Genomic DNA, 14,394 nt, shown 5'->3' with positions numbered 1-14,394 from the left:
ACTTTTTCGCCTTTGCTCCGTTAAAATAACTGAGGTGCAAGACCCTCGGCAATTTTGCGTGGGGGCAAAAACTGCCTTTCCGGCAGCACGAAGCGAATAAAGCGCTTCGGATGCGCAAGCGGAAAAATACGACCAAGACGGGCATTCGCGCTATCTGCTGATTTTTTTCAGCATTTCCGGCATTGTCCCCCCCCGCCTGACGTATCCACCAATTTGCACGTATTTTGCAAATTTTGAGTGTCCGTCATGTCTCCGGCATGTATTGCCGCCATTTGCATGTATGACGGCTGGCGGTTCCCCTAGTTTGCGCATGCCCGCACCGGGAACGGCACATCTTTCTTGTGAGGCACCTATGGCCACCACCATATCCGGTTCCAGCGCCATATCCAACCTGAGCGGTTCGGATACTGACTTTGACAAGGTTCTCTCGGACCTTAAAAAAATTGAGTCCACGCAACTCAATCGTCTTACTGCGTGGAAAAGCGACTGGAAACTGCGCTATGATGCTTTTGACAAAGTTATTGAGCAGGTCAGCACCGCCAGCAATGTGCTTGCAACCCTTGCCAACAAAAACAGCTTTGTTACCAAGAACGTAACCAGCAGCGACAGCAATATTATTTCTGCTGTTGCCAGCGCCTCTGCGGACGACGTTCAGCATACCATCAATGTCAGCCAGGTGGCGAGCAACGCCATATGGGCCAACACCGGGCACGTCTTTACCAGCAAGACGGACATCATCAATACATCCGGCACATCGCAGACATTTTCATACCGCTATGCTGGCAAGGAATACAGCATGGCCGTTCCGGCCAATACCACGCTCGATTCCTTTGTGAGTATGGTCAACAATTCTTCCGACAACCCCGGCATCAAGGTCAGCATTGTTCAGGCCAGTTCCGGCTATGTTTTTCAGGTTGCTGGCAAGAGTACCGGCGCGGCCAACGATCTGGTCATTCACAGCTCCGGCCTTGTGGGCATGAGCGCATCTGGCGCATCCTCCACATGGTCGACCAACAGCGTGCTGGATGTGAACAGCACACTCACCAACCCCACAAAATTTGCCTACGACCTCATCATGGAGGACGGCAACACATTTTCGGTCAAAATCAACGGCGACAAGACCAACCAGGATCTTGCAACCGCCATTAATGCGCAGGTTGGGCGCAGCGTTGCCAGCATTGACGGCTCCGGCAATCTGCAACTTGCTGACGTCAAGGCCATGTATCGGCGCGATACCAGTACGCAGACATCGTTCAGCACCCCGGTCACAAAATTTTCCATGGGCTCAACGCCCACAACAACCAAGTTAACGGGCGCCCTGACTGTTGATCTGAACATCAACGATGGCGTCACCACTGGCACACGCACCCTGACCATTGCTGCCGGCACCACCATGAAGGATGCCGCATTGCAGATCGCCCAGGCTTCCGGCGCCAGCACGGCGGAAATGACCTACAACAACGCCACTGGTGGCTGGGAGCTGAACCTCTCCAACGTGAACGGCGCAACCCTTAGCTTTGCCGACAGCGCCAGCGATTCTGGCAAGATGACCTCAACCGTCGTTGCCGACCAGACCAAGCTTGGCACCAAGGTGGTGGGCGATTCCGGTTCGCAGAGCTTTACCGCCAGCACGGCTATTACCTTTGACAGCGCCAAGCTCACGCAAAAGCTTGGCGGCACAAGCGCTGACGGCACAAAAAATTTTACTTATACCATTGTTGACAACAATGGCGGCACGCAAAGCCTGACCATTGCGCAGGATGCAACCTATCAGGATCTGCTGACCCAGCTTCAGTCTTTTGGCGGCACATTAAGTGGAGATGGCAAAACCGTAACTTTTGCGAATACGGAAAAATTCTACCTGAGCGCTGGCGGCACCGGCGGCGGCATGGATGGAATCACCGTCAAGACAGACTCCACGGCCACCATTACCAACATGGCCGCAGGCTCCACACTGGAGACGCCCCCGGCCCTGACCTATACCTATACCGACAATAGCAGCTCCACGCCCAAAACATTTTCCGTTCCTGGCGGCTCCAAGATGGCGGACGTGATCGCCGCCGTCAAAGCCGAGGGGCTTTCTGGCTCCCTGGTAAGCGCGGACGGGGCCACAACCATTGACCTGCAAACAGGCACCCTGCCTACGACCGGCAGTTATTTTCTCAAGCTCAACAATATTGATTCCCTGAGCGGTCCGGGCATTACCGGCCAGGTGACATCGTCCTCCAACTGGAATATCCGCGGTGCGGCCAACGCCAAATTTACGGTGGACAACTGGCCCCTGACCATGGAATCCGACACCAACAGCGTGAGCAACGTGATCGAGGGCGTGGTCTTTACCATTCAGGACAAAGGCAGTGCAGCCATTACGGTCAATACAGACGTCACCTCGGTGGAAAAATCCATTCAGACGTTTCTTGATTCCGTGAACTCTGTCTTGATGACCATCAATGATTACACAAAATTTGACCCGAACAAGGACGTCACCACCAACGATCCCAAAAATACGACCAGCAAAAACTACAGCACCTCGCAACTGACCGCAGAAAAAGGCGGCCTGCTGCAGGGCAACTATGGCGTGCAGCTGTTCAAATCGCGCTTCACTTCGTTGGTCAACAGCGCGCCCCCTGGTTTTGCCAGCCGGACGTCTGCCTCTGATGTGCTGTCGGGCGATGTGCTTGCCAACCTCGCCAACATGGGCATCAAGGTTGAAACCGACCAGTCGAGTTCCAACTATGGGCTTTTGGTAATTGCGCCTTCGTCCGGCATTGCCGAGCTGCAGAAGATGGACAAGAGCAATTATGAAAAAATGATCAACAGCAACCTTTCGGATGTTGTGGATTTTTTCTGTTCCAGCGGCACCGGCACGACTACCAGCTCTGACTTTCGCTATGGCAGCCACATTGCGGGCATCACCAAGGGTGGTTCCTACGATGTGAACTACTCGGTTGATGCTGGCGGCAATATTACCAATGTCACGGTTGGCGGCGTGGCCGCAACGCGCGACACAAGCCAGCCGGGCTATTACTACAGCGTTGCTTCCGGTGATGCGCGAGGCCTTGCGCTCCAGATAGACAACCTCACCCCCGGCAACCACTCGGGCCAGGTACGCATCAAGGAAGGACTGATTCAGACGGTCAGCACCTTCCTCAAAAGCGAACTGACCTATACGGCCGTCAACGTCTCGGGCACCAGTACCGCAGAGCAGACGTCCGCAGCCATTGCGCTTAAATCAAAAAACGGTGCCTTGATGATTCTGAAAAACAACTATCAGAGCATCATGGAAAATATCGACAAAAAGATTACCCAGGAACAAGACCGGCTTGACCAGTGGGAATCCCGGCAAAAAAAGTATTTTGCCAACCTTGAAACCCTGCTTAAAAAATACAATACCCAGAAAGATCAGCTCACGTCACAGCTCAAGCAGCTTTCCAGTTCGTCAAGCAGTTCTTCCTAACCTGCATGAAACAACAATAAGGCCAGCCAAAGAACACCGCCATAAGGACACACTATGAACAAAGCGGCGCAAGCATATTTTCAGACCAAGGTCGGCACCACGGATCAGGGGCAACTTTTGCTCATGCTCTATGACGGCGCACTCACATTCATACAGCAGGCGCGCACAAAAATGATTGCCAATGACTATGCGGGAAAGGGCATCCTTATCTCCAAGGTCATCGATATCATTAACGAGCTTTCCGCTTCTTTGAACATGGACAAGGGCGGCAGTCTGGCTGTGAACCTGAACAACCTGTACCTGCTCTGCACGGCCCGTTTGCTGCGCGCCAACCTGAAAATGGATATGGATTCACTCAACAGTGTGGAATCTATCCTTTCGGGCCTGCGTGGCGCCTATGCCCAGATTATTGAAACCCCCGAGGCCCGTCAGGCGAGCAACGATATCGCCACCCGCCTGCAACCCCTGGGGACAATGACCAGATCCGTGCAGCCCGTCATACCGTCAACAGTTACCGCCGTGCCGCGCTCCCATGCTCAGGCGGCCTATGGCCGTAGCGCCATGCGCCCTGCAGCCCCTGCGGCTGAGGCACCCAGCCAGACGGCCGATGCCCAGCGCGCGCATGTGCAGTCTTTTGACCAGGCCGCGCCGCAGGCGGCAGCGCCACAGCCGCGCCTGCCCGGCGCTTACGGCAAACCCTAGCATAACCCAGCCTTGCCCTGAACAGGGAGGCGGATAGCAGCATTACGCAAAAAGCGGCGGCACGTACGTGCCGCCGCTTTTTGCGCTGACATGCAGTCTGCCGAAAAATACCACCGATGTGTATGGCAAAAGACGGCAATGCTGCTTTGGGAAATCGATTATTATCCTCTTTGACAGGCTTATCCAGAGAAGCTAGTCTTCACAAAATTTTTAAAGAGCATCCGCTCAAAGTTTATCCATATTTTACTGCACTGCGAAACAAGCGCCATGGTGAAATCCAAAGAGTCTTCTGTTAACTGCAAAAATACATATCTCAAATTATTTGATATGTTTGACAAAGCAGGTGTTCCGCCAGAAACGCGTTGGCGTTCCCTGCTGCTTTTTTTCAGGGAAATGAAGGACTATCATTTTCTTGATGAAGAACAAAAAATTGCCATTCTCGCGCAGATGGAAGAACTGTTGAAAAACAGACACTACTCTGATGAACAGCTTGTTTCCACAATCCGCAAGTGCAGTGAAATATTCAGCAAGCCAATTGTGAATCAGCTCGACAGCATGGTTCACGAAACGTCTTCCATCATAGACCAGTTTTTCATCAAGCTGTCTTCGCGCTACGGCGACATTGCCCACCTTGAAAAAGAAAGCCTTTCCATTGTGGCGGAAAACGGCGATGGCACCGTCATGCTTGAAAAGCTGCAATCAGCCTTTCACCGGGTCAAGGTTCTTTTTGAGGAAGACATCTGCAACCTTGAAAACCTCGCCTTCATTGACCCCCTGACTCAGGTTGCCAACCGCCTGAGCCTTGATCTTTTTATCAAAAATTCTACGGCCCGGTGGCACGAAGAAGGGCACCCCCTTGCCCTGGCCCTCTTTGATATCGACCACTTCAAAACCTTTAACGACACCTACGGCCACCTTATCGGCGATCAGGTGCTTAAGGTTGTTGGCTCGCACCTCCGCAGGGCGCGCGAAGAAATTGATACAGAGACAGATGCCCTGGCAGCGCGCTTTGGCGGCGATGAGTTTGCCCTTGTGGCCTCCGGGGCCAGCGCGCATATGTTGCCCGAAATCATCAGCCGTTTTTGCAAGGCCATCAAAAATTTCAACCTGCTTATCCGCGATACGGAAGGCAATGTTGAAAAAAACAACCTGCACATTACTGTCAGCGCCGGCATAGCTTTGCTGGATGCCAAAGCGCCGCGAATCCAAACGGCAGAACAGCTTTTTGACCGGGCGGACAAAGCCCTGTACCACGCCAAGCACAATGCCCGTTCACGCGCGGTGGTGTTAAAGGCCAACGATCAATACCTGATTCTGGACGAGGAAAATCACAAGGCTGTCTAGCGCCGGGGCAATGGCCCGCACTTGCGCACCATTAAAAAAGGCGGGGAAACCCGCCTTTTTTAATGGTGTCAGAAAAATCAGCCGCATGCCCGCCAGTAAAGGCTCTAACCTGCTCCCCCGTTTTTTACAGCCCAGCCGCCTCTGGCTCGCTGAAAGCAGAAATTTACCGCCACGGCGGCAAGGCAAGCCGTCAAAAATGCCCCCGCCATATCCAGCGGATAATGCACCCCCACAAAGATTCTGGCCCAGGCCGTGATGAACCCCAGCAGCATGACAAACAGTGCAATGCCACGCGAACCCTTTTGCAGAAGCAGCGCAAACGCCATCGAAAACAAAAAAGTGGCGTGCAAACTGGGAAAGGATGATGTGGGTTCGTGGGCAATCAGCATTCGCCCAAGCCCCAGCACAAAGGGCCGGGGATTATAGTGAAATATTCGGATCAGGCAGGCTGAACCCATGGCCACCGTCACGGTCAAAACCACGCGTAAAGCCAGAGCAACGGCAAACCCGCGCGGCTTTTGCCGCACAACAGCCAGCAGAGTCAACACCACAGTGATACCTATGGGCCACTCTGCCAGCGCGCCCCCTACCCACACTGCAAAGGGGGATGCCGCATCGCTGGCGTTAACAGCAAGAAAAATCTGGTGATTCAGTGCAATCATGCTCTATACCGGGATACAACAGGTCAGAAAAAATCCGCATTATGCGCGCTGAAGCGTGTTGTCAAAAAATCCTTGAACACGGCTACGGCTGAGGCCGCAGTGTTGCTCCAGGCAAAATCCTGAAAAACAAAATGTCCGCAATATGGCAGCATAAGCAGGGAGGCATCCGGGATCAGTTTTTTCATGTCCACAAGCTGCTCTGGCAAAACGATATCCCGATCGCCGCCCACAATGAGCGTTGGCGTTTGCAGGGCTTGCAAAACTTCAACTTCAACAACGCAATCCCTGCTCCACAGCTCTTTTGTCTTACTGATAAAGCTCTCAAGCATTGGAGCTGGGTTCAGCTCGGCATACTGCTGCGCAACTTCCGGCATATGCTCCTGAACAAAATCCGCAGACAATACTTCAACCGTTTCCAGCCAACCTTGCGACATCCCCGACACGCCAAGATAATTGGCTGATATGGCAATGAGGCTCTTTACCTTGCCCGGCAGGCGGCTTGCCATATGCAAGCCGAGGTTCGCCCCATCGCTGTAGCCAACAATGTGAAAAGGCGGCAGATCAAGCGCCTGTGTGAAAGAAATCAGTTCCTCCGCCATCAGGCCATACGCAAAAGGCGCGTCTGTATCCGCTGTTCTGCCGTGCCCGCGCCGGTCAACAGCGACAACACGGAAGTCCTTTGCCAGTTCCGCCAGCAGAGTTACGTAATTTTCGCAGGTATCCAGCCCGCCGTGCAAAAAAAGAAGAGGTTCCCCCTGCCCTTTTGTTGTATAAAACCAGTTGATTCCGTCAGTTGATATTTGCATTGCTTGCACTCCGATATCTTCTTTTTTGCTATATTGGCTTGTTTCAGTGGCTTATCAACTTTAGCGTGTCGCCGTTAATGCCCTGAGCCGAAAAATCTTTTCGCGAATACTCACACAACGCGCCCCGAACTTGTAAACAAAAAGAGCCGGGGCAGACCATACTCCGGCTCTTTTTGCACATATCAGAGTTTGCTTTTCAGGCTACTGTCACTGCACGCCCTTGCCATTGAGAAATGGGCCATAGCGTTTATCCGTACCCATAATATGGCCCACGAGCCACTCTTTCAAAAAACGCATGATTTCCATGGTGACCTTGGCTCGACCACTTTTAAGCTCCTGCTCAAAGGCCAGAACTTTTTCTACCAGATCACGGTGCGCTTTTTTGTGCGCAGGCGCTTCTGCGTAGCCATAGCGGTCAAAAAATTCTTCTTCCGTGGCAAAATGCTTTACCGTGTATTGCTTCAGCCTGTCCAGCACGCCTGTAAGCACCTCTTCTGAACGGCGTTGCCGCATGGCGGAATTCAGCTCATTGATAAGGGCCACAAGAGCCTTGTGCTGCTCATCTATCTTTGCAACCCCTACAGAAAGATCGTTTGTCCAGCATATAAGCTGGTCAGAATCTACAACGCCGCCAAGATTTCCCTGCCCCATGGCGCTGACGATGGCGTCCAGTTCTTCTGCCTGACCAGATATTTCCACAAGCACGCGAATGGAATTATTGACGTGCTCCGCCGTTTCCTTTGCGATGGTGTTGACTTCAGCCGCACCTCTGCGAACATCTTCACTCGCCGCGGTCTGCGCCTGACTGGACGCCGCGATGGCAGAGACTTCGTTGGCGGCCTGCTGAACAAATCCCGCAATCCTGTCCACATCTTCAGCGGCCTGTTCGGCGGCGCTTGCGCTTGTAACAATATCTTGCGCAGCGGCATCCACAGCCTGAACATTTTCGCGCGCCTTGGCCTGAATATTTCTCAATGACTCGCCGACCTCGCTGGTGGCCTTCATTGTCTTTTCCGCGAGCTTCCGCACTTCGTCGGCGACCACGGCGAATCCGCGGCCGGCTTCGCCTGCCCTGGCGGCCTCAATGGCGGCGTTCAGGGCCAACAGATTTGTTTGATCCGCGATGTCGGAAATAACTCCAAGCACAGCTCCAATGCCCTCGGCCTGTTGCCCAAGATGGGTCATGGTTTCCTTGAGCAGCAGAATACGCTCCTTAACCTGATCAATAGAAAGAACTGCCGAGCGCACCCCTTGTGCGCCCGACACAGCCCCCTGCTGCGCCAACGCAGCGTCATCTGCAGCTTTAACGGTATTGAGCGCTATACTCTGAATGGCGGAATTAATCTGCTCTATGGCTTGCGAGGCTTCATGCATTCTTTCCCGCTGATGCACCACATCGCGATCCACATTCTCCATGTTTTGACCAAGTTCGCGGATACCGGAAAAAATACTCGAGGATGCAGTGGCCGCTTTTTGCGAAGCGGTACGCATGTCATTGAGCAGTTGCCGCACCTGCGCTTCCGCAGCGCGGCTTTCCTGCAATGCAAGCTCGCTGTCTGCCGCGAGCCGGTGCGCTTCATCGCCTTTATGTCGGGCATCTTTAAGGGCCTGATCCAGCGAGGCGACCATAGTGCAAATACTTTCGCGCAGGTCTGAGTATTCTTTGGGCATGGAACACGCTGGATATGCTGCGGGGCGGCCACTGGCGATCTCTTGTGCGTAATCCCGTATGCTGCGTAAAGGAAGTATCAGCTGCTTATAGACCGTCCATATTAAAAAAAGACCAGCCGTGGCCGCCAATAAAAATAATGCACCGTGTATTATAAACGATGCATTAGAAATAACGCCATATGTGAATGATGCTGCGCCACCGCACATCAGCACGACAGCAGAAGAAAACAACCGGAATGAAAGGCTTGTTCCTGATGCAATAGCCATGACATATCCTCTAATGTAGTCGATTGTCGATTTTCAGGAAGCAAAAACTGTCTCGATAAAAATGCAGGCTAAACAACTCAACAGGGACATTAATAACTTTTATATATAATTATACAAATTTAAATGCAACTGCCACTAAAGAAATACGTTAGCTTCCTATCTTTTAAATCGAGGTCAAAGAGCCTACCCATTCTTGAGTAGTCTGTTTAATAAAATTAAAAAAATCGCTAGAGATTCACCGCCCCATACATTGACCATAGCATCAACCTTGTTTGAGACATAACGGATGCATTAAATTTTTTATTAGTTGAAAAAATAATTTTTTTGGAAATAAACAAAATAACTAATGTCAGACTGAACAAAATAACGAGTATTAAAACTTCCCACTACAGCAACAAAAGAAAGCATGCGCGCTTCAAGCTCACACGTGCCCATGATAGTCACGTGTGATATAACGTCGCAGATGACCGGGAGCATGCTTTCACATAGCGAACGCATAATTGCGGAAGCTGCACTCCGGTAAGAGTGCAGAATGGTACGGGGGGGGAGGCTGCTTAACTCGAAAAAAAGACTGGAGCCGCATGTACGGCATTGCACCATACATGCGGGCTGACGCTGGCTGGGGAGTCCGCCCTATCCGGCCAGTTCACCAAGCTCTTGCAGGCGCTGCTCCGCAAATTCCCAGCGCAGCAGCAGTTCGGTTTGTTCGGTTTCCAGCGCCACCAGCCGGTCTGTGATTTTGGCAAAAGCATCTGGATCGCGGGCGAACAGTTCCGGATCGGCAAGTGTTGCTTCCAGAGTTTTCTGCTCCTGCTCCAGAGCGTCCATGCGCTCCGGCAGGCCTTCCAGCTCCTTGCCCAGTTGTTCAAATTCCCGCTGTTCCTTAAAGCTGCGTCTGCGGGGCTTGTCCGAGGCGAGGCGCTGGTTTGTGCGGGCGGGTTTTTCTTCCGGCTTGCGCTCCTGGGCAGGGATCGAGCGCTGGCGCAGCCAGTCGGTATAGGCACCAACATACTCGTGGGCCATGCCGTCGCCCTCCAGCGCGATGACGCTGGTGACAAGATTATCCAGAAAACTACGGTCATGGCTGACCACAAGCACGGTGCCGGAATAATCCGCAATCAGCTCTTCGAGGAGATCAAGGGTTTCCGCATCAAGATCGTTGGTGGGTTCGTCCAGCACCAGCACGTTGGATGGCCGGGTAAAGAGCTTTGCCAGCAGCAGGCGGTTGCGCTCGCCGCCGGAGAGCACCTTGACCGGCAGGCGCAGGCGGTCGGGAGTGAAGAGAAAATCCTGTAAATATCCTGCCACATGGCGCGTACTGCCTCCCACCGTGACCACATCGTTGCCCTCGGCAACGCTGTGCATGACGCTGGCTTCCGGGTCGAGCGTTTCGCGTAACTGATCGAAATAGCTGATTTCCAGATTTGTGCCGAGGCGCACCTCGCCTTCTGTGGGCTGCTGCTCGCCCAGCAACACGCGGATAAGCGATGTTTTGCCCGTGCCGTTTTCGCCAATCAGGCCCACGCGGTCGCCGCGCTGAATGATTGTGGAAAAATTGCGGATAAGCGGCGGCTGACCAGGGTAGCCGACTGAAATATTGTCGGCCTCAATAACCAGCTTGCCCGAGCGACCAGCCTCCTGCGCGGCCATACATACGTTGCCCTGCCTGTCGCGCCGCTCGGCGCGCTCGGCCCGCAGAGCCACAAGCGCACGCACCCGGCCCATGTTGCGCGTGCGGCGGGCCTTGATGCCCTGCCGAATCCACACTTCCTCCTGCGCAAGTTTTTTGTCTTGCAGTGCAAAGGCGCGCTCCTCGGCGGCAAGGCGTTCCTCGCGCCGCTCGGGGTAGCGGTCGAATCCGCAGGAATAGTTGTGCAGCTTGCCCCGGTCGATCTCCACAACACGCGTTGCGAGGCGCTTGGCAAAGGCCCGGTCATGGCTGACAAAAATCAGGGTGCGGGCCTTGCGCAGCAAATAATCTTCCAGCCAGGTGATGGTGGCGATATCCAGATGGTTGGTAGGTTCGTCCAGAATGAGGTCTTCGGAGCAGATCAGCGCCCGCGCCAGAGCCACGCGGCGCTTGGTGCCGCCAGAGAGCGAGGTAAAATCCGCATCGGGATCCAGCCCCAGATGATTGATGACGGCAAGCACATCACCGTAGCGCTCCCAGCCGCTGCTCAGCTCAAGGCTGTGCTCGGCCCCGGCATGGGCTGCGGCAAGGGCCGTGCCCTCCTCGCCCAGAACCTCCGCCACCAGAGAAAAAACCGTGCCGCGCCAGCGTTCCGGCACATCCTGCGGCATCTGGCCTATGAGCGTGCCTGGGCGGATAATCATGCCGGAATTGGGCTCCATCTGCCCGCCGAGCAGCGCCAGCAGCGATGACTTGCCCGCGCCGTTGCGGCCCACGAGGCAAAGCCTGTCGCCCACTTCAACCGAAAAATCCGCCGAATCCAGTAGCGGCTTGCCGCCGAGGTTCAGGGTAACACCCTGCATGCTCAAAAATGCCAAAATATTCTCCAACGCTTTGATATGATTCTGCTTGGGGCTGCCGCTGCTCTGGGTTGCGGCTGCCCTGCGGATGCGTGCTTTGCGTGCCCTGCATACCGGGCGGCCAGCGCTGTGCGCAAAAACGCGCTGCACCTGCGCCCCCGCAGAGGCGTATCATTACCCCAGCGGCGAAACTGACGCAACGGGCCGCTGACAAGCCTGTGCGCGGCACATTCCGCACAACACGGATGCAAAGGTGATCTTGTCTTACCCGCACAAAGCGAGTAGCCGAAAGCATTGACGGAATTTCACTCATTACCCACGGGCGGGAATATGCGGAGCGCAAAAATCTTTTGCTGGTGTTTTCTCTTTGTGTTTTTTGGCGGATTTGGCCGCGCCCTTGCAGGCGATATTCAGGTTCACGAGGGCACGCAAACAACATCCCAGGAGCCGGTTGTGGTTAAGGCCTTTCTTGCTGGTGGGCAAGGGCCGCACCCGGCTATCATTGTGCTGCACGGCAGCCAGGGGCTGGATAAATTCCGGGCATTTTATGAGCGCAACGCCACACAGCTTGCCCACGCGGGTTTTGATACCTATGTGCTGGATTATTATAATGAGCAGGATGTCGCATGCTCCAAAACTGTGGAAACGCGGCGCGCAAATTTTTCAAAGCGCATAGGCGCGTGGTCGCAGATGGTCAGCGATGTTGTAACAGACGTGCTTGCGCAAGGGCACAAGGCGCGCCCCGTTGGCATCGTGGGTTTTTCTCAGGGGGGCTATCTGGGAACATCCGTTGCCAGCAAGGATACAAGAATCGCGGCGCTGGTTGTGTTCTACGGCGGCATCCCCGCCCAGCGCAGGGCTGACGGCAAGCACCCCATTACCCACATGCCGCCCTTGCTGGAACTGCACGGCGATGCGGATACCGTTGTGCCCATGGAAAGAGGCAAGGAACTGGTGGAACTGACCCGCAGCCTTGGGCAAACCGCTGAGATGGTCATCTACCCCGGCGCAGGACACGGCTTTAACCGCTCTGCCGCCACAGACGCGGAGCAGCGGACGCTGGAGTTTTTTCAGAGGGTGCTGATGGGCAAACAGATGATGTGACCATCCTCCCGAAATGAAGCATTCTTGCGGCAAACCATCTATCTGTGCAAGGAGTGTTGCCTGATGCACATGGATGCCGATCACGCATGCCGACGGCCTCCACAAATTGACAGCGCTATCTGCGTAAATAGCAGCTAACCACCGCGCGCATGCAACCGAAAAATTGCATATTTTCGTGTAGCAGAGATCAGGGCGAAACGTAGCCAGCAAAGTGCGACTGACAATCGCGGAATCCATTGGCCCATTGCCGAGGATCACGCAGGCAGAAGCCACAATTCGGCTCACTGGTGCAAGGCACTGGGCCGTTGGCGCAGCCCTTGCCCTCGCCGCGCGGCACAAAAACGTCAAAGGGCTCTGCTCCGTCATCCGGCTGAATACGCGCGGGAGCGGCATTGCCCAGCACCGCAGGAGCGGGCGCCAACCAGTCACGTTCGCTGTGGTGCGAGCCGCGCTGATAAAAAAATACAAGCAGGCCAAGCAGCGAAGCACCCAAGGCCCACAACACCACCCGCACTCTGGGCGTCACGTCCGATGCAGTCTGGTTTCTGAAAAGGCAGGCCACTCCGGCAGCCAGAAATATCCAAAAATACGCAGAGCCAAAACGAATTTCGGGAGCGCTGCCAAACCATCCCGCAAGACTTGCCAGTGTCAGCCCAAGAATGCACCAGACTACCGCGCCTCGCTGGCGCACGCATGCCAGCAGCCAGACAATGCACCCAAGGCCCAACGGCGCAAAGCCGTTGTACCACATTTCAAACGACTGAATCTGGCGCTCAAACCAAGAGGGGAACCAGAACCCCAGCCCTTGCCGGAGGCTTTCGTGGTACAGCCCATTGGGCATTCTGGCCCAGCCGAGAATGCACTCCAGACACTCCCGCGCCTTTGCTTCCGCCATGCGCCAATCAACGGGAAAGGGGAAAATGGTCGATGGATACACAGGATACCCTGTGAGCAGCACGTTTTTGGCAATCCAGGCACCCGCTGCAAAACATGGCAGCATGCAGACAAGAGCCAGACGCCGCAGACGCCCCCGAGGAAAATCCTGCCATACTCCCCAGGCGGCAATCCCCGCGCAGCCAGCCACAAAAAGCGGATTCAACGGCTTGAGCAAAAAAGCCGTTGCCGTCAGCACCAGAACACAGTGCGCCATGACCGTTCGGTTATCTTTCTGCAAGAGAATCCGCAAACAGATGGAAAAAACAACCGCGCACAAAAAAAGCGCCGCGTTATCGTAGTACAGCGAGGGACGCATATCGCGCAGGTAGTATGCCACCATGGGGATGAGGACTACTGCGTAGAGCCTGCGCCAGATAACCGTGCTTGTGGCGACTTCGGCAACGCACCAGCCCACGGCTCCAAGGCCCAGCAAACCCTGCATGAGGTAGGCGCTGCGCCCAAGCAGTGCCCCTTGCTCAAACAGCGCCGCCAGCACATGCCAGGTGGAGTTCATGCCCAGGCGGAACTGAAGATTGCCAATACCCGCTACCGTGCCGTAGTCGTGCAGATAGCGCACCAGGTTCAGATGGTAACCTGGCGTATCGCCTCCGCCGCCGTCCTTAAATTCCGCATAGCCGGTTTTATAGGCCAGCAGCGCTATAAGAACCACGGTCAGCGCAGATCCCAGGCCGCTCAGACCTGCTTCTCGAAAACCCTTGCGCCAGAGCCGCCAAAGGCCCAATCCGCTGGCCCAGAAGCACAGCGCGGCAGCAGCCCCCTGAAGCGGAACAAACAGAGAGAGCAACAAGCCTGTAAGCCCGATGGGGAATATCCCCGCCCAGAATGCCAGAAAGGGATTTTTGTTTTGCAGCCCCAGTGCCTCCAGCAAAAACACGCCAGCCAGCCAGAGCAGCAGGGAGCACGTCAGCAGTGCAACAGCCAGAAGCAGCATCTT

General features: G+C 54.7%; 9 protein-coding genes. 4 read left to right on the top strand and 5 right to left on the bottom strand.

Features of this window, described 5'->3' with window-relative positions; translation table 11 throughout:
• Positions 1-352 precede the first annotated feature (352 nt).
• From fliD to G449_RS0101075, 3 genes are all read left to right on the top strand, one after another.
• On the top strand, positions 353-3,457 hold the full coding sequence (gene fliD / locus G449_RS0101085; RefSeq protein ID WP_022657460.1) for a flagellar filament capping protein FliD: 3,105 nt from the start codon (positions 353-355) through the stop codon (positions 3,455-3,457).
• Positions 3,458-3,511: 54 nt separating this feature from the next.
• Positions 3,512-4,159 carry a flagellar export chaperone FliS gene (gene fliS, locus G449_RS15465; protein WP_022657459.1) on the top strand — a complete coding sequence of 216 codons (648 nt, stop codon included), beginning with the start codon at positions 3,512-3,514 and terminating at the stop codon, positions 4,157-4,159.
• Between the two features lie 327 nt (positions 4,160-4,486).
• Positions 4,487-5,503: a GGDEF domain-containing protein gene (locus tag G449_RS0101075; protein WP_159060402.1), complete on the top strand. Its 1,017-nt coding sequence runs from the start codon at positions 4,487-4,489 to the stop codon at positions 5,501-5,503.
• A 104-nt stretch (positions 5,504-5,607) separates the two neighbouring features.
• On the opposite strand, the gene G449_RS15460 is transcribed toward G449_RS0101075, so the two are convergent.
• The 4 genes from G449_RS15460 to G449_RS0101050 all read right to left on the bottom strand — a co-directional run bounded on the left by G449_RS15460 (position 5,608) and on the right by G449_RS0101050 (position 11,417).
• Entirely contained in the window at positions 5,608-6,165 is a 558-nt protein-coding gene (locus G449_RS15460) for a phosphatase PAP2 family protein (RefSeq protein WP_022657457.1), read from the bottom strand.
• 23 nt (positions 6,166-6,188) lie between these two features.
• A complete protein-coding gene (locus G449_RS0101065; protein WP_022657456.1) occupies positions 6,189-6,971 on the bottom strand; it encodes an alpha/beta fold hydrolase in 783 nt (260 codons plus the stop codon).
• 207 nt (positions 6,972-7,178) lie between these two features.
• Positions 7,179-8,642: a bacteriohemerythrin gene (locus G449_RS15455; RefSeq protein ID WP_022657455.1), complete on the bottom strand. Its 1,464-nt coding sequence runs from the start codon at positions 8,640-8,642 to the stop codon at positions 7,179-7,181.
• Positions 8,643-9,542: 900 nt separating this feature from the next.
• Positions 9,543-11,417 carry an ATP-binding cassette domain-containing protein gene (locus G449_RS0101050; protein WP_027180588.1) on the bottom strand — a complete coding sequence of 625 codons (1,875 nt, stop codon included), beginning with the start codon at positions 11,415-11,417 and terminating at the stop codon, positions 9,543-9,545.
• A 312-nt stretch (positions 11,418-11,729) separates the two neighbouring features.
• Between G449_RS0101050 and G449_RS15450 the strand changes: the two genes are divergently transcribed.
• Complete coding sequence (locus G449_RS15450; protein ID WP_022657453.1) at positions 11,730-12,503, top strand: dienelactone hydrolase family protein; 774 nt, start codon at positions 11,730-11,732, stop codon at positions 12,501-12,503.
• A gap of 187 nt (positions 12,504-12,690) precedes the next feature.
• Here G449_RS15450 and G449_RS0101040 read toward each other — a convergent pair whose 3' ends face one another.
• Positions 12,691-14,391: an LIC_10190 family membrane protein gene (locus G449_RS0101040; RefSeq protein WP_022657452.1), complete on the bottom strand. Its 1,701-nt coding sequence runs from the start codon at positions 14,389-14,391 to the stop codon at positions 12,691-12,693.
• Positions 14,392-14,394 lie beyond the last annotated feature (3 nt).

Origin of the sequence: Desulfovibrio desulfuricans DSM 642 (assembly GCF_000420465.1) — a bacterium.
GTDB classification, from domain to species: domain Bacteria; phylum Desulfobacterota; class Desulfovibrionia; order Desulfovibrionales; family Desulfovibrionaceae; genus Desulfovibrio; species Desulfovibrio desulfuricans.
This window is presented reverse-complemented; position numbering and strand designations above follow the sequence as displayed.